Raw genomic sequence first — 15038 nt, forward strand, 5'->3', positions numbered from 1 at the left:
CGAAGGAGGCACCGGGTGCCGGAGCGAGAGCGCTTCAGCAGGCATACGCGAACTCGCACACATACGCATGGTGGTGTTCGTACGGAATCTCCGCCCGCCCGCTCCGCAGTTCGGCGATGAGGGACGTGTGATGGGACGACGGCCAGGGGTACGCGTCGTGGCCGTCGTCGCACCACATCGATCGGGTCAGGCACAGACGTGGGCCTCGCGGCCCGCTACGGAATGGCCCAGCGCTGGTTCGCCGCAGTGGCGTCGCAGTCCTGGATCACCAGTTGCTTCGACGTGTCGGATCCGGGCACCGCGAGGCACCGCCCGGAGGCCTGGCCCTGGAGCGTGCCGTCCGGTTGCGGCACCCACTTCTGGTTGCCGCCGCCGTTGCACGACCACAGTTCGACCGGGGAACCGTTCTCGGTGCCCGCGCCGGTGACGTCGAGGCACTTGCCGGTCGAACTGCCCAGCCGCAGCTGGCCGTTGCCCCACCACCACTGCTGTCCCGCACTGTCGTCGCAGGTGCCCGCCAGGACCCGGGTGCCGTCGCTGTCGGCGCCGCTCTCCGCTGCCAGGCAGGTGTCGGTCAGGGCCGAGGTGACTGCGCCGAGGTGCTGCGGCGAGGGTGCGCCCGGGGTCAGGGCGAAGTTGTCGAACTGCTGGGTCTGATATCCCGTGACCCCGAGCCCGGCTTGGCCGCTGCTGAGCGAGTAGTCGGTCACGCTGCCGAGTTCCTTGCCGTCGACGGAGGCGGTCAGCTTGGTGTCCTGCAGGGTGAAGGCGACCTTGTGCCACTTGTTCAGGCCGAGCGTGTCGGTCCGTCCCCCGGTGAGCTTCGTGAACTTCCACGTGGTGTCGCTCTTGTCGATGGACCAGGCGCCGTTGTTGCTCACACGCAGGTGGTAGGCGTTCAGGCCGTTGTTGTTGCGGCCCTGCTGACCGACCCGGCCTAGGAGTTCGACCGTGCCCTTCTCGCTGAACAGGGCGTCCGCGGTGACGGTGTAGTTGGTCCAGGATCCGTCGCCCATGAACGTGTACGGGGCGTTGTAGGGCTCGTCGGTCCACCGGATCGGGCTGGTTGGCGCCATCTGCCGCAGACAGGTCCCGGAGCGGCCGCCGGCGCACGCCTTGGTCTCGAAGGCGCCGTTCATGTCGGTGAAGTACCGGGGGCTCTTCGAGGCGGCCGGCTTGTCGAAGTCGTCGGAGTACGGAAGGTCCAGCGCGGCCTTCTCCGGGGAGGTCGCGGTGCCCTTGCCCTGCCCGGCGGTCGTCGTGAGGGTGTAGACGTGTCCGGGCTTGAGGGTCAGCGCGTACCTGCCGCCCACGGGCGTGATGTCCGCCCCCCGCACGAAGTCGTCGTCGGTGCCGGACGATGCCACGTCGGTCGACCAGACATGGACCCTTCCGGTCGAAAGCCCGCCCCGGACGGTGAGGTTGACGGTCTGTTCCGCGGTCGCGTCCATCGTCTCGATGACGGTGGAGTAGTCGCCGCCGTCACGTGACCTCAGCGACACATAGCTGCCGTTGGAGCGGTCGCCGCCGAGATAGCCGCTCGCCGCGTCGATGTAGCGCCAGCCGGGCCGGGTGAACTGGGCGGTGTGCGCGGTCACCCAGGTCGTGGCGCCGATGTGGTAGGCGCCGGACCAGGGCTGGTTGGCGATCGACATGCCGTCCGTGGAAAAGGAGAGGTTCGGGTAGAGCGCGGCGATCACCGGCCAGTTGACGTACGCCGTCATCCGGCCGTCGATGTAGTCGCGGTTGATGGCGCGGGCCACGGCCTTGGCTCCGCCGTCCGTGTCGAGGGACCCGTTCTCGCTGGCCCACAGCGGCTTGCCCGAAGCCTGGGCCACGTCGCTGGAGGGGCATGAGGTGAAGGCGCTCTGGTAGCCGCAGGGGTAGTGCGATCCGATGACGTCGATGGCGTCGTTCAGCTCACCGTCCTTGGCCATCGCGTCGGCGATGTCCCAGCCGAAGCTCTCGGACGCGACGACCTTGGTGCGGTAACCCTTCGCCACCAGCGTCGACTTGAGCTTCTTGAACCAGTCGGCGTCCCAGCCCCGCTCGTTCCAGCCGCCCACGTAGTCGATGGTCAGCCCGTGCTTCTTCGCACAGCCGAACCAGGACATCAGATAGTCGATCGTGTCCTGGGACCAGAAGTTCCCGTTGCCGGTCCATCCGGGCGCTCCCCAGGACAGGGCCTGGAACTTGATGTGGGGGTTGCGCGCCTTGGCCTGCTCGGCGAGCCACCACTCGTAGCCCGTATGGCAGTCCACCTTGTCGCGGGTGTGCATATGGCTGGGCTCGGCGCCATCGGTGGAGTTGGTGTCGCCGCCCACCTCCAGTTTCAGGAACTGCAGGGACGCGCCGTAGCCCGGCTTGAAGAGGTAGTCGAGGATCCGGCTGCGCTGCGGCTCGGGATAGTCGATCAGCAGCCGCGAGTTCCCGCCGCCGCCGCTGATGGCTCCGATGCCGTCGAAAGTGCGGCCGGACTGCGTGCCGTCGACGGTGATGGACGTGCTGGTCGCCGCGTGGGCGCGCGGTGCGCCCCAGCCTGTCACGGCACCGATGAGCAGTGCCAGGAGCGCGGCAAACAGCACCGGTCTCCACTTGATTGTCCAGGTCATGTCGACTCCGAGGTGGAAGAGGGAGTGCGTGATCGTTCCGACAGACACCGACTGCGATGTTCGATTGTGGTGGATTACTTGAGGCGCGGACAACGCGTTCCATACCCACGCCGGGCTACGAATCATCGGATCCCGGCCTCCGGTGAGTTCTATCCCCGCGACTCAGGTGACGCCATGGACGAATGTCCGGCGGCCTTGGACTTATGACCACCGAATCGCCAACGCCCCCTAAAACCAAGGCAATTCAAGGAAAGCGCTTTCCACTCAGACACCCAGCCGCTCTACAACCCGAAGGGCGAGACGGAACCGGCCCGCCCGATGTCTCACCTCGCCCGCCCGCCGGGAAAGTTGCGCCAGAACCCTTGACGTCCGACGCACCGAACGGCTCCTATGGGCGCTGCTGTTCGATCGCGTTCTGTTATGAGTGACCATGTGGATCCTCGATACGGACCTCTCGACGGCGCGATCACTGTTCCCTGCCTTCAGGAGCCGTCATGAGATTCCCTCCGGCCGCCACCTCCGCCCAGGGTCCCGGGCGCCGCACCATCCTGCGCGGACTGGGTGGGGCCGCCGCCCTGGGTGCCGGCATCCCGCTGCTCGCCGCGTGCGGCGGCAGCGCCTCGGGGTCGTCCGACCCGCACACGGTCACGCTCGGCTCCGGAGCCTCCGACGCCGTACCGAAGAAGGCGTTCGCCGACGTCTACGCCGAGTTCACGGTGCGCTCCAAGATCAAGGTCGAGGTCAACACCAAGGACCACAACACCTTCCAGGAGCAGATCAACTCGTATCTGCAGGGCACGCCGGACGACGTGTTCGGCTGGTTCGCCGGCTACCGGATGCAGTTCTTCGCGGCCAAGGGGCTCTCGACGCCGATCGACGACGTCTGGAAGAAGATCGGCGGCAACTTCCCCGCCGCCATGCACGACCTGAGCAAGGGCGCGGACGGGAAGTACTACTTCGTCCCCGTGTACACCTACCCCTGGGCGGTCTTCTACCGGAAGAGCGTCTTCAAGAAGTACGGGTACGACGTTCCCACCACGTGGTCCGCGCTCATCGCGCTGTGCAAGCAGATGAAGAAGGACGGGCTGGTGCCCATCGCCTTCGGCGACAAGGACAAGTGGCCCGCGCTCGGCACCTTCGACCAGATCAACGTCCGTACCAACGGCTACGACTTCCACATGTCGCTGATGCGGGGCGAGGCCTCGTGGACCGACGCGAAGACGCGCGCGGTGTTCGACAACTGGGCCGAGATCCTCCCCTACCACCAGGAGGGCGCCGTCGGACGGCTGTGGCAGGACGCGGCACAGAACCTGGTCTCCAAGAAGGCGGGCATGTATCTGCTCGGCATGTTCGTCGGCCAGCAGTTCACGAACAAGGAGGACCTGGCCGACCTCGACTTCTTCCCCTTCCCCGAGATCGACCCCTCCTACGGCCAGGACACCGTCGAGGCCCCCACCGACGGCTTCATGCTCAGCAAGAAGCCCGGGAACCATGCGGGCGCGGTGAAGCTGATGCAGTTCCTCGGTTCCCCCGAGGCCGAGGAGACGTACCTCAAGGCGGACCCGAGTGTCGTCGCCGCCTCCGCCGAGGCCGACACCTCCGCGTACAGCGCCCTGCAGAAGAAGGGCTTCGAGATGATCAGCAACGCGAAGCACCTGACGCAGTTCATGGACCGCGACAGCCGCCCGGACTTCATCTCCACCGTGATGCTCCCGGGCATCCAGAAGTTCATCCGCGACCCCAAGGGCATCGACGGGCTGCTGTCGTCCATCGAACGCCAGAAGAAGACGATCTTCGCCTCGTGATGGCCACGACAGCGAACACCGGCACCGGGTCCGAAACCACCAGCACCCCCGGAACGGCGGCCACCTCATCCCCGGCCTCCCCGGACACACCGACGGCTCCCCACCCTCGGCCCGGCCGCGAACCCCAGGGGCACCGCCGTCTGCTCACCCGCCGCGACAGGGCCACCCTTGGCCTCATGGCCGGCCTGCCGGCACTCCTGCACATCACCCTGGTCTGGGTCACCGCGCTGGCCTCCATCGCGCTCGCCTTCACCACCTGGGACGGCATCGGCTTCGGCACGATCCACTGGGCCGGCCTCGACAACTTCCGTGAACTGTTCACCCAGAACCCGCAGTTCTGGCCCGCCGTGCAGCACAACGTGATCTGGTTCGCCGTGCTGTTCCTCATCCCCACGCCGCTCGGCCTGTTCCTGGCCCTCCAGCTCGACAAGAAGATCCGGTTCAGTCGCGTCTACCAGACGGCCTTCTTCCTGCCCGTCGTCGTGTCCTTCGCCGTCATCGGGTTCGTGTGGCAGCTCATCTACAACCCCGACACAGGCCTGATCAACAGCGTCATCGGCGCCAACAGGCCCGGGCACTACATCGACTGGATCGGCGACCCCGACCTGAACCTCTGGGCCGCGCTGGTCGCCGCGTCCTGGCGGCACACCGGCTACCTCATGATCCTCTACCTGGCCGGCCTCAAGGGCGTGGACCCGACGCTGCGCGAGGCGTCCGCGATCGACGGCGCGAACGAGTGGCAGACCTTCCGCCACGTCGTCTTCCCGACGCTGAAGCCGACGAACACCATCGTCCTCGTCGTCACCATCATCGAGTCGCTGCGCGCCTTCGACCTGGTCTTCGTATTCAACGGAGGGACGGACGGCACCGAGCTGCTCTCCATCCTGGTCACCGACAACATCGTCGGTGAGTCGAGCCGGATCGGATACGGCTCCGCCATCGCGGTCGTCCTGCTGGCCATCTCACTCGCCGTCATCGTCCCGTACCTGGCGAGCACCTTCCGAAAGGAGCGCAGGTCATGACCGCCGTAAGTCCCGCCTTCCCTCGTGCCCGCGTCAGGCCCGCGCGCCTCGTCCTGCACCTGTTCCTCACCGTCACGGCGCTGGCCTGGCTCGCGCCCCTGCTGTGGGCGGTCTACTCCGCGCTGCGGCCCTACGCGGAGACGAGCACCAAGGGGTACGTGTCCTGGCCCGACAAGCTCAGCCTCGACAACTTCACCGACGCGTTCACCCAGTCCGGCATGGCGCACTATTTCGGCAACACGCTGCTGATCGCCGTACCCGCCGTGCTGCTCACGCTGTTCGCGTCGTCCTGCGTCGCGTTCTACGTCAGCCGGTTCGACTTCCGCCTCAACCTCGCGCTGCTGCTCGTCTTCACCGCCGGCAACCTGCTTCCCCAGCAGGTCGTCATCACCCCGCTGTACCGGCTCTACCTGCTGATCGACCTGCCCGGCATCACAGCATCGGGCAAGCTGTACGACTCCGCGCTCGGCCTCGTCCTCATCCACGTCGCCTTCCAGTCGGGCTTCTGCACCTTCGTCCTCAGCAACTACATGCGGATGCTGCCGCACGAACTGACCGAGGCCGCGCTCGTGGACGGTGCCTCGGTGTGGCGTCTGTACTGGCAGATCGTGCTGCCGCTGTGCCGCCCGGCCATGGCCGCTCTGGCCACACTGCTCTCCATCTGGATCTACAACGACTTCTTCTGGGCGATCGTCCTGGTGGCCACCGGCGAGAACATGCCGATCACCTCGGCGCTGCAGAACCTCTCGGGCCAGTACTTCACCGACCCCAATCTCATCGCCGCGGGAGCGCTGCTCACAGCGGTCCCGACGCTGCTGGTCTACTTCGCCCTCCAGCGCCAGTTCGTCAGCGGCCTGACGCTGGGGGCCAACAAGGGGTGAGGGACCACCGCGTCCACATGCTCAACGGTTAAGCGGGAGACCGGATGGTGCGGCACCGACACGACCAAGATCCGGACCAGGAGCGGACCAACCCCGCGTCGCGTCTGGCGATTTCACACATTGCCGCAGGCCAGGGGCAAGCAAGGCCGTGTACCACCAGCAGACGAAGAATCTGCTGGCTCCCCTCCGCGCCGCAAACCTGCGGCATTCACTCAGCACGCGTACAGCAACTCGTCGGATGCGCTGACTACCACCATCGTACGAGCGTGCGCATGGTGTGCCGAGTAAGCATCCAAGCGCTCTCTACGACAGAAACATGCAGGTCACCGAGCACTCGTGGCTTCTATCGCCGCCCATGCCATGTGGTTCCACCGTCCCTTCCGCGCGGACGAGTGGTTCCTGTACGACCAGGAGTCCCCGATCGCGACGGGCGGCCGCGGTCTCGCGCGCGGCCGGATCTACGACACCGACGGCCGCCTCCTCGTATCCGTCGTGCAAGAGGGTCTGTTCCGGAAGCTCGGGCAGTGACCGGACCGGCCGGCCGGGACGCGTCGCTGTTGTGACGGATGCCGCCGGCAGCCCCTGCCGCGGCCCTGGTTCAGGCTTCTCTGTTGCGGCGGAGCCAGTCGAGTAGTTTGCGTGAGGGACGAGGACGACGGGGTGCGTCGTCGGCCGGAGGATTCTCTTCCTCCGGTCCCGGTGAGGTGACCGGCAGCGTTTCCGGGTCCGCCGGGGCGAGCGCCTGCGCGTGCGTCAGCGGTGCGGTCGGCTCCTGATGCCCGACGGCCGGATGGCCCGTACCCGGTCGCGGTGCGGGCCGCAGGCGGCGTGCCTCGGCCATGCTGAGCAGCAGGCTCGCCCTGAGCCAGCTGATCTCGTGCGGGTCGTCCGCCGTCGTGATCCTCTCGGCGATGCGTGCCGCCGGTGAGTCGGGCGCTCCGTGCCCGCTGGGCTCGGGCCGTAGTTTGTGGAGATAGCCACGCTCGTACGGGCACCTGACCAGCTCCGCGATCTGCACCGGGTCCAGGAGGGAGGCAACGGCTGCGGCGCGCTCCCACGCGTCGGTGCACTGCCCCAGGAGGAAGCCCGCGTGCCGTGACCGCCAGTTGCGGGCCCGCAGGTCGACCCCCGCGTCCAGGCGGGCCCGCATACGGTCGGGTGCGCGGCCGGTCAGCAACGGTGCGTTGACCTCGGCCGCGGCGAACTCCCGTAGTTCTTCGGCGAGATAGAGCCAGACCACGGCCCTGTACCGATTCAAGTAGAACTTGACCGGCGTCAGTATCCCCGCACGGGCGAGCCGCGTGAACCTGGCGGTGGTGATGTCCATGAGGCCGGCGCCTTCCGTGGTCCCCACCGCCCGAACGTGCTCGCGCAGCCGGTCCGGGAAGCCCGCGGAGTCACGGACCCGCTCGATCTCCTCGCGGGCCACGCGGCGGCGCCCGCCGTCGTCGGCCGGTACGGTGCGGACGCGTCCGAGCCGCACCGCCAGCTCGAACTCGCCCCGCTTGAGCCCCAGTTCCCGAGCCGCCCTGCCCTGTGCGAGCGGGGCGGCGTGCGCCCTCGTGGCCGGTGTCGTGATGGTGTCGCCACCCATGTCCGTTCTCCCCCGTGAGTCGTGATCGCTCCCGGGAAAAACCGTAGCCCGAACCCCGCCCGCGCCGCTGAGCCTGTGGATAACTCTGACCGGCCCCGACGTTTACCCAGGTCAGGAGTGTTCTGCTCGGCGGGCTCCCACGCCTAGGTGCTCGCCGACCCCATTGACGAGCAGCGTCATCTCGTACGCGACCTGGCCGATGTCGGCCTCGGCCGAGCCCAGGACGCACAGGCAACTGCCGTCGCCTGCCGCCGTGACGAAAAGTACGGCGTCGTCGAACTCGACCATCGTCTGCCGGACGCCGCCGGCGCCGAAGTGCCGCCCCGATCCCTTGGCGAGGCTGTGCAGCCCGGACGACACGGCGGCCAGATGCTCGGCGTCCTCCCGCCTGAGGTCGCTGCTCGCCCCGGTGACCAGGCCGTCGTTGGACAGGACGAGCGCGTGACGCACATGCTCTACGCGCTTCGTCAGGTCGTCCAGCAGCCAGCCGAGCTTCTCGTTCTGCGCCATGAACCCCGTCTCCCCCATCGCTGATCGCTCCCGTACCCGGGAGTATCCGTCCCGCAAGCCTTCCCCACGCCCGGCGTCCCGGCAAGCAGGATGACAAGGTCGTGGTCCGGGACGGGAGCGCCGTCTGCGGGCGACCGGCGGCGACGTGCCGGTCAGCCCACGGAGTCGAGGAGCCGGGCGGTGTGCATCCGCCCGGCGTACTCGACGAGCCGGATCAGCACCTCCTTTCCGGAGTCGCGGTCGCGGGCGTCGCACAGCACGACCGGTGTTCCGCGGTCGAGGTCGAGAGCCCGTGACACCTCGTGAGCACCGTAAGTACGCGCGTTCGCGAAGCAGTTGACCGCCACGACGAACGGGATGCGCCGGTGCTCGAAGTAGTCCACGGCGGGGAAGCTGTCCTCGAGCCGTCGGGTGTCCGCGAGGACGACGGCGCCGAGGGCGCCCTGTGACAGTTCGTCCCAGAGGAACCAGAAACGGTCCTGTCCCGGCGTGCCGAACAGGTAGAGCGAGAGGCCGGACCGGATGGTGATGCGGCCGAAGTCCATGGCGACGGTCGTGGTGGTCTTGCGCTCCACCGCGCCGGTGTCGTCCACGGACTGGCCCAGTTCGCTGAGCAGTTCCTCGGTGCGTAGCGGCCGGATCTCGCTGACGGCGCCGACCAGGGTGGTCTTGCCGACGCCGAAACCACCCGCGACCAGGATCTTCAGCGCCAGCGCGGTGTTGTCGGCGTTCGTCTCTTCAGAGTGCTCGGAGGCCATTGATGACTTCCCTCAAGATCTTTTCGTCGGGTAGCTGTGCGGGCGGTACGGGCCGGCTGACCTTGACGCACCCCATGTCGAGAAGGTCGCCGAGGAGCACCCTGACCACCCCTACGGGGAGGTCGGTGCCCGCGGCGAGTTCGGCGACCGACTGTGTCTCGACGCGGCACAGTTCGATGAGTGCCCGGTGCTCGGGGCCGAGCGCGGTGTCGTCGTCCTTGCCGGGCGCGGCGTCGTCGAGCCGGACGAGCGCGATCAGGTCGAACCGCACGGCTCTCGGCCCGGGCGACGTGCGCCCGCCCGTCATCGCGTAGGGGCGAACCAGGGGCCCGGCCTCGTTGTCGTACCACTGGCTGCCCGACCGGTCCGGGCGGCCTCGCTCCCGGCCGTCCCTGTGCCCGTGATCGTTCCCGTTCCCGTTCCCGTGCCCGTGATCGTGATCGTGATCGTGATCGTTCATCGTCGCGGCCGTCCGGTCATCCGGCGGCGGGCGGGTGCGCGGTGAACCGGGGCGGGGTGTAGAGGTGTTCGCCCACGCGCTTGACCATGCGGGCCATCTCGTACGCGACGAGGCCGATGTCCGCGTCTGCCGTGCTCAGGACGGCGAGGCAGGAGCCGTCGCCCGCGGCCGCGACGAAGAGGCAGCCCTCGTCCATCTCGACCATGGTCTGGCGGACGCCGCCCGCGCCGAAGTGCCGGCCGGCTCCCTTGGCGAGGCTGTGGAAGCCGGAGGCGACGGCGGCCAGGTGTTCGGCGTCCTCGCGGCCGAGCCCGCTGGACGCGCCGACGGCGAGTCCGTCGTTGGAGAGCACGACGGCGTGCCGCAGTTCGGTGACGCGCAGCACCAGGTCGTCGAGGAGCCAGTCGAGTTCTCCGGACCGGGGCGCGGCGCCCGTGGTCGGGTCCTGGATCATGTGAGGTCTCCTTCGGTGCTGTCGCTGCCGGGCACGGTTCCTGAGCCGGCTCCTGGTGGGCGGCCGCCGCCGCGGACCCACCCGTCGCGGAAGGCCGCCATGCGCTGCCGTGCCTCTTCGGGCGTTCGTGCGTCGGATTCCGGGTGGTGTGCGGCGCCGCTCTGTTGCTGCTCGGTCCGCTTGCGGAGCTGGGGTGCGAGGCTCGCCTGCCGTACGCGCCTGGGCAGCCCGTCCGGCGCGTCACCGTCGGTGTCGGCGGGCGGCCTGTGCGGGCGCAGGGCGGTGACTCCCGGGGGCGTCGGGTGCGGCAGGGTGTCACGGGCCGTGCCATGGGTCGAGTCGCGGGTGGTGTCGCGGGTCGTGTCGTGGGTGGTGCCGGTGTCCGGCACGGCCTGTACGGCGGCGGCGAGTGCGGGGCGTGGCCCCTGGGCGGGCACGGAGTTGCCGTTCATGTGAAGTGCTTCCGGGTCGGGCACGCGCGCGTAGTGGTGCTTCGCTGCGTGTGCCGTCGTACTTTCCGCCCTGTCGGCCCTGTCCGCCCTGTCGGCCCTGTCCGCCCTGTCGACCCTGTCCACTCGGTCCGGGTCGGCGGCTTTGTCGGGGGCCCCGGCCTGCAGCAGTGGTGTGGGCACCAGGACGACGGTGGTGGTGCCTCCGTAGGGCGAGGTGCGCAGGTGCACCTTGATGCCGTGGCGGTGGGCGAGCCGGCTGACCACGAAGAGCCCTAGCCGGTCACTGTCGAACAGGTCGAGCGCTTCGGAGTGGGCGATGCGGTTGTTGGCCTCGGCGAGGGTCTCCTTGCCCATGCCCAGGCCACGGTCCTCGATCTCCAGGACGTAGCCGTTGCCGACCGGTTCGCCGCTGATCCGCACCTTGGTGTGCGGGGGCGAGAACTGGGCGGCGTTCTCGACGAGTTCGGCCAGGAGATGGATGAGGTCGGCCACCGCGGCGCCCTGGACGGAGGCCGCGGGCAGTTGCCGTACGTCCACGCGCGCGTAGTCCTCGACTTCGGAGACCGCCGCGCGGACCACGTTCGTCAACGGGACCGGGGTGCGCCAGGCGCGGCCGGGTGCGGCTCCGGAGAGGATGATCAGGCTCTCCGCGTGCCGCCTCATCCGGGTCGTGAGGTGGTCGAGCCGGAACAGGTCGCTGAGTTCGTTCGGGTCCTCGGCCCTGCGCTCCATGGTGTCGAGGAGGCCGAGCTGGCGGTGGACGAGGACCTGGCTGCGGCGGGCGAGGTTGACGAAGACTCCGGAGATCCCGCTGGCGAGTTCGGCGCGTTCGGCGGCGGCACGCAGGGCGGCGCGGTGCACGGTGCCGAGCGCCTCGGCCACCTGCCCGGTCTCGTCCTCGGCGGGCGGGCCCTCCGGGGCTTCCGCGTGGACGTCGATCTCCTCGCCCGCGCGCAATTTCCGCATGGCCTGCGGGAGTTTGTGGCGGGCGATCTCCAGGGCGCTGTTGCGCAGACTGACCAGTTCGATGACGAGGCCGCGGCCGATGCGTACGGAGATCACGAGCGAGGCGGCGACGGCGGCCAGGCCGAACAGGACCGCGGCGCCCGCCGGCGTGAGCAGCCCGCGGGTGACCGGATCCGCCTGGACCGCGGCCGTGCGGGCCGCGTCCGACTCGATGGAGCGGTAACGATTTTGCACGGTCGTGTGCGCGCTGTCCCAGGTGAGTGCGGGAGCCGCGGCGAGTGCCGCCCCGCCGGGCCTCGCCGCGAGCACCTTGTCCTCGACGGCGCGCACGTCGCCGTACGCGCTCCCCTCCACGAGGTGGCTCCATGCCGTCCGTTGCGGCGCCGGGAGATCGGCGACCGCCGACTCCGACAGGGTGCGCCGGGTGTCGACAGCTCCGGTGAACAGCCGCAGCCGCACACCGTCCAGCGAGCCCACGAGCCGCGAGGCGGCCAGCAGGGTGTCCTCACGGGCAAGCATCTCGCCCGAGCGCGAGAACTCGTACCGCACGCGCGCGTCGGAGCCGAGACGGTCGTCCTGGATCCCGGTCAGCGCACCGCTCACCGCGAACGCGGAGCCGATCGTCCGCGTGTACGTGCCGTACGCGCCCTGCCAGCCGGTGCGCTGGTCGAGCACCGCAGCACGCAGGGCCCGCAGCTTGTCCGCGCCCGCGACGAACACCGTCAGGCGTTCCCCGACCCGCGCGGGCAGGTCGGCGCCGTCCGCGACGGTGCTGCCGTCGCCGAGACGCATCCTGGCCACGGCCTTGTCGGTCGCCGTGGCGCGCTTCCTGAGATCGTCGCCCCGGTCGGCCGTCGGCTCGGTGGCGTACGCGACGGCCGCGGTCCGCTCGGCCTGGAGCGCGGCGACGGCGTCGGCGACGGGGGCACGCACCAGGGAGTCGGCCCGCTGCAACTGCCGCATACGCGCCACGTCCTGAGCGGTACTGACCGTCGCGTACGCCCACAGAGCGAGCAGCGAGACGACGGGCACCATCAGGAGGCACACGATCTTGGCGCGAACGGTACGGGGCCTCAGGCGTCGGCCACCCGCGCGCGTGGGCGGCGCGACGGGATCGGACGGAACGTCGGCTCCCAGGTCCTCGTCCGCGGGCGGACCAGCGTGCGCGCGTCGTCCGCGCGCAGGCGGCGCGGGCCGGGGTGGTGCGCCGGTGATGGGGGTCCTACGGGGTGTACGCATGGCCTCCTCGCTCGTGGTGCGCTCGTGGTGCGAAGGGTGACGGGACGGGTGCGGTCTTCAGCGCTCTTCAGCAGGTGCGCGCTTCAGCCGGTGTGCTCTTGAGCCGGTGCGCTCCTCGGAACGCTTCAGCCCGTGCGCTCCGCGCAGACTGCGATCTCAGCGGGCGGCGAACTCGACGGGCCGCTGGGCCGACGCGGAGGCCTCCCGCTCCCCCGTGGTGGGCGACAGCGCGACGAAGGCCGAGGTCAGGAAGAGGTAGGACCCGAGGCCGACGGCGAGGGGGAAGATGAACTGCATCGCCGTGGCCCCGGGCAGGGTGGCCGCGGAGGGCGCGACCCGCACGCTCACCGCCATCATTCCGGTGTAGTGCATGCTGCTCACGGCGCCGCCCATCACGAGGGAGGCGACGGCGACCGCCGCCGGCGACTTGATGTTGAGGCCCGCCCACAGGGCGGCCGTCGCGGCCACCACGGCGATGGCCACGGAGAGTCCCACGAGCAGCGGGTCGTAGCGCACCTGGCCGTGCAGGCGCAGCGCCGCCATGCCCAGGTAGTGCATGCTCGCGACGCCGAGCCCGGTCGTGAGCCCGCCCAGCACGAGGGCACGGGTGCGGTCGCGGCCGTAGCCGACGGCGAAGACGCCGACTCCTACGACGGCCACGGCGACGACGAGGCTGAGGACGGTGAGCGGCACGTTGTAGCGGATCTCCGTGCCGGTGACGCCGAAGCCGAGCATCGCCACGAAGTGCATCGTCCAGATGCCCGTGCCGATCGCGGACGCGGCGGTGACGAGCCAGTTGCGCCGCGAGCGGCCGGTGGCGCCCAGGGCGCGGACGGTACAGCGCAGGCCGAGCGCCGCGCCTATGGAGGCCATCACGTATGACAGCACGGGGGTAAGCCAGCCGAAAGTGGCGTGGTCCAGGTGTCCCATGGCTCCGGGACGCTAGACCTCAAGGGGGCGCACAACAGGGGCGCATTTCGAAAGCTGCTGGAATATGACAGAGAGACGCACGGGAACGATCGCGTCAGGCTCGAACGTGTGCACCGTTCGCGCATACGGAGCTTTCGGTTCGCATCGGTTCTCTTAGGCTCGCATGGGCTCTCATCGGTTGGATGAGGAGTTTTCGATCCTGCACGCCACCTTCACACGCGCGTCCTCGTACGCCTTCGCACCCGCCCGTACGCACGCGCGTGCGGGGGATCATGGGGGCATGAGCGACGACCACACACACGTGCAGGAATTCTTCTCGGCCCGCGCCGCCGACTGGGACACGCGGTTCCCGGACGACGGTCCGGCCTTCGAGGCGGCCGTGGCCGGGCTGGGGCTGCGCGCGGGCGACCGCGTTCTCGACGCCGGGTGCGGCACCGGGCGCGCCCTGCCGGCGCTCAGGGACGCCGTGGGGCCGTCCGGAACGGTACTGGGGGCCGACCTGACGCCCGCGATGCTGGAGGCCGCCGTGCGGGCGGGGCGGGACCGTGCCGGTGCGCTGGTACTCGCCGACGTGACGCGCCTGCCCGTACGGTCCGCGTCGCTCGACGCCGTGTTCGGCTCCGGGCTCGTCGCGCATCTTCCCCATCCCGAGGAGGATCTGCGGGAGTTGGCGCGAGTGGTGCGTCCGGGCGGGCTGCTCGCCCTGTTCCACCCCATCGGCCGGGCGGCCCTCGCCGCCCGGCAGGGCCGGCAAATCACACCGGACGACCTGCGCGCCGAACCCAACCTCCGCTCGCTGCTGACCCGTTCGGGCTGGCACATGACGTCTTACACGGACGAGGACGCCCGCTTCTTGGCACTGGCGGAGCGTCGAGGCTGACGCTGACCTGACGGCTCCGCCGACGCGCTGGACGACTGTCCGCCCGAACAGCACACCCCCGGATTCAACGCTTCTGATACCCGAACTCCAGCTCCGCGTCGATGAGTTGATGAAGTGACGCATCATGCGCACCGCAGAGGGGGAAGTGGCGTATATGTTCGAGATACTCCGCAAGGCCTGGCCCAGCCGGACACGAACCGGCGCGGGCGCCGCGACGGCGACGATGCCGCCACCGCGCAAACGGCCGCACAACCTCTTCGAGGCCGCGGCCGCCTACGTCTCGGCACGCGTCGAGGACGACGAGGACGGACAGGCCGAGGCGGCGACCTGGGTCTCTCCGGAGGCGTTGTCCTTCGGCGTCAACGAACTCGCCTGCCGCGCCGTCGTCGCACTCGCACGGGAGCGCGACGAGTCGCCCCAGGCAGTGGCGCGGGCGCTGCTCGGCCTGCCCGCGTCCTGACCCGCCACGTCCGGC

Annotated in this window: 14 protein-coding genes; 6 read left to right on the plus strand and 8 right to left on the minus strand. The window is 69.5% G+C overall.

The window, feature by feature from the left end; translation table 11 throughout:
- Positions 1 to 215: 215 nt before the first annotated feature.
- Positions 216 to 2612 (minus strand): ricin-type beta-trefoil lectin domain protein, encoded by a 2397-nt coding sequence (locus EOT10_RS17040; RefSeq protein WP_127829067.1) that lies wholly within the window; start codon positions 2610 to 2612, stop codon positions 216 to 218.
- A 494-nt stretch (positions 2613 to 3106) separates the two neighbouring features.
- On the opposite strand from EOT10_RS17040, the gene EOT10_RS17045 reads away from it, so the two are divergent.
- From EOT10_RS17045 to EOT10_RS17060, 4 genes are all read left to right on the plus strand, one after another.
- Positions 3107 to 4417 carry an ABC transporter substrate-binding protein gene (locus EOT10_RS17045; protein ID WP_127829068.1) on the plus strand — a complete coding sequence of 437 codons (1311 nt, stop codon included), beginning with the start codon at positions 3107 to 3109 and terminating at the stop codon, positions 4415 to 4417.
- Positions 4417 to 5439, plus strand: coding sequence for a carbohydrate ABC transporter permease (locus EOT10_RS17050; protein WP_127829069.1), 1023 nt, complete (start codon positions 4417 to 4419; stop codon positions 5437 to 5439). The genes EOT10_RS17045 and EOT10_RS17050 overlap by 1 nt, the downstream gene beginning before the upstream one ends.
- The gene (locus EOT10_RS17055; RefSeq protein ID WP_127829070.1) at positions 5436 to 6320 is read left to right on the plus strand and encodes a carbohydrate ABC transporter permease; all 885 of its coding nucleotides are present in this window, start codon (positions 5436 to 5438) and stop codon (positions 6318 to 6320) included. Before EOT10_RS17050 ends, EOT10_RS17055 begins: the two co-directional genes overlap by 4 nt.
- Before the next feature lie 336 nt (positions 6321 to 6656).
- Positions 6657 to 6848 (plus strand): acyl-CoA thioesterase, encoded by a 192-nt coding sequence (locus EOT10_RS17060; RefSeq protein WP_262985416.1) that lies wholly within the window; start codon positions 6657 to 6659, stop codon positions 6846 to 6848.
- Positions 6849 to 6918: 70 nt separating this feature from the next.
- Here EOT10_RS17060 and EOT10_RS17065 read toward each other — a convergent pair whose 3' ends face one another.
- The 7 genes from EOT10_RS17065 to EOT10_RS17095 all read right to left on the minus strand — a co-directional run bounded on the left by EOT10_RS17065 (position 6919) and on the right by EOT10_RS17095 (position 13683).
- The gene (locus EOT10_RS17065) at positions 6919 to 7914 is read right to left on the minus strand and encodes a DUF6397 family protein (protein WP_127829071.1); all 996 of its coding nucleotides are present in this window, start codon (positions 7912 to 7914) and stop codon (positions 6919 to 6921) included.
- A 111-nt stretch (positions 7915 to 8025) separates the two neighbouring features.
- A complete protein-coding gene (locus EOT10_RS17070; protein WP_127829072.1) occupies positions 8026 to 8424 on the minus strand; it encodes a roadblock/LC7 domain-containing protein in 399 nt (132 codons plus the stop codon).
- Between the two features lie 152 nt (positions 8425 to 8576).
- Complete coding sequence (locus EOT10_RS17075) at positions 8577 to 9182, minus strand: GTP-binding protein (protein ID WP_127829073.1); 606 nt, start codon at positions 9180 to 9182, stop codon at positions 8577 to 8579.
- On the minus strand, positions 9163 to 9642 hold the full coding sequence (locus tag EOT10_RS17080) for a DUF742 domain-containing protein (RefSeq protein ID WP_127829074.1): 480 nt from the start codon (positions 9640 to 9642) through the stop codon (positions 9163 to 9165). Before EOT10_RS17080 ends, EOT10_RS17075 begins: the two co-directional genes overlap by 20 nt.
- Positions 9643 to 9658: 16 nt before the next feature.
- Positions 9659 to 10096 (minus strand): roadblock/LC7 domain-containing protein, encoded by a 438-nt coding sequence (locus EOT10_RS17085; protein WP_127829075.1) that lies wholly within the window; start codon positions 10094 to 10096, stop codon positions 9659 to 9661.
- Positions 10093 to 12753 carry a sensor histidine kinase gene (locus tag EOT10_RS17090; RefSeq protein WP_127829076.1) on the minus strand — a complete coding sequence of 887 codons (2661 nt, stop codon included), beginning with the start codon at positions 12751 to 12753 and terminating at the stop codon, positions 10093 to 10095. Before EOT10_RS17090 ends, EOT10_RS17085 begins: the two co-directional genes overlap by 4 nt.
- Positions 12754 to 12909: 156 nt before the next feature.
- Entirely contained in the window at positions 12910 to 13683 is a 774-nt protein-coding gene (locus EOT10_RS17095) for an MHYT domain-containing protein (protein ID WP_127829077.1), read from the minus strand.
- Between the two features lie 280 nt (positions 13684 to 13963).
- Between EOT10_RS17095 and EOT10_RS17100 the strand changes: the two genes are divergently transcribed.
- Positions 13964 to 14563 carry a class I SAM-dependent methyltransferase gene (locus EOT10_RS17100; protein WP_127829078.1) on the plus strand — a complete coding sequence of 200 codons (600 nt, stop codon included), beginning with the start codon at positions 13964 to 13966 and terminating at the stop codon, positions 14561 to 14563.
- Between the two features lie 154 nt (positions 14564 to 14717).
- Positions 14718 to 15023, plus strand: coding sequence for a hypothetical protein (locus EOT10_RS17105; RefSeq protein WP_431313297.1), 306 nt, complete (start codon positions 14718 to 14720; stop codon positions 15021 to 15023).
- The last annotated feature ends 15 nt before the right edge of the window (positions 15024 to 15038 follow it).

Origin of the sequence: Streptomyces antnestii (assembly GCF_004005495.1) — a bacterium.
Classification (GTDB): Bacteria; Actinomycetota; Actinomycetes; order Streptomycetales; family Streptomycetaceae; genus Streptomyces; species Streptomyces antnestii.

What these genes read in the sequence shown, in the direction of transcription:
- EOT10_RS17040 (WP_127829067.1), bottom strand. Translation starts at nt 2,612, where the DNA reads ATGACCTGGACAATCAAGTGGAGACCGGTGCTGTTTGCCGCGCTCCTG.
- EOT10_RS17045 (WP_127829068.1), top strand. Translation starts at nt 3,107, where the DNA reads ATGAGATTCCCTCCGGCCGCCACCTCCGCCCAGGGTCCCGGGCGCCGC.
- EOT10_RS17050 (WP_127829069.1), top strand. Translation starts at nt 4,417, where the DNA reads ATGGCCACGACAGCGAACACCGGCACCGGGTCCGAAACCACCAGCACC.
- EOT10_RS17055 (WP_127829070.1), top strand. Translation starts at nt 5,436, where the DNA reads ATGACCGCCGTAAGTCCCGCCTTCCCTCGTGCCCGCGTCAGGCCCGCG.
- EOT10_RS17065 (WP_127829071.1), bottom strand. Translation starts at nt 7,914, where the DNA reads ATGGGTGGCGACACCATCACGACACCGGCCACGAGGGCGCACGCCGCC.
- EOT10_RS17070 (WP_127829072.1), bottom strand. Translation starts at nt 8,424, where the DNA reads ATGGCGCAGAACGAGAAGCTCGGCTGGCTGCTGGACGACCTGACGAAG.
- EOT10_RS17075 (WP_127829073.1), bottom strand. Translation starts at nt 9,182, where the DNA reads ATGGCCTCCGAGCACTCTGAAGAGACGAACGCCGACAACACCGCGCTG.
- EOT10_RS17080 (WP_127829074.1), bottom strand. Translation starts at nt 9,642, where the DNA reads ATGAACGATCACGATCACGATCACGATCACGGGCACGGGAACGGGAAC.
- EOT10_RS17085 (WP_127829075.1), bottom strand. Translation starts at nt 10,096, where the DNA reads ATGATCCAGGACCCGACCACGGGCGCCGCGCCCCGGTCCGGAGAACTC.
- EOT10_RS17090 (WP_127829076.1), bottom strand. Translation starts at nt 12,753, where the DNA reads ATGCGTACACCCCGTAGGACCCCCATCACCGGCGCACCACCCCGGCCC.
- EOT10_RS17095 (WP_127829077.1), bottom strand. Translation starts at nt 13,683, where the DNA reads ATGGGACACCTGGACCACGCCACTTTCGGCTGGCTTACCCCCGTGCTG.
- EOT10_RS17100 (WP_127829078.1), top strand. Translation starts at nt 13,964, where the DNA reads ATGAGCGACGACCACACACACGTGCAGGAATTCTTCTCGGCCCGCGCC.
- EOT10_RS17105 (WP_431313297.1), top strand. Translation starts at nt 14,718, where the DNA reads ATGTTCGAGATACTCCGCAAGGCCTGGCCCAGCCGGACACGAACCGGC.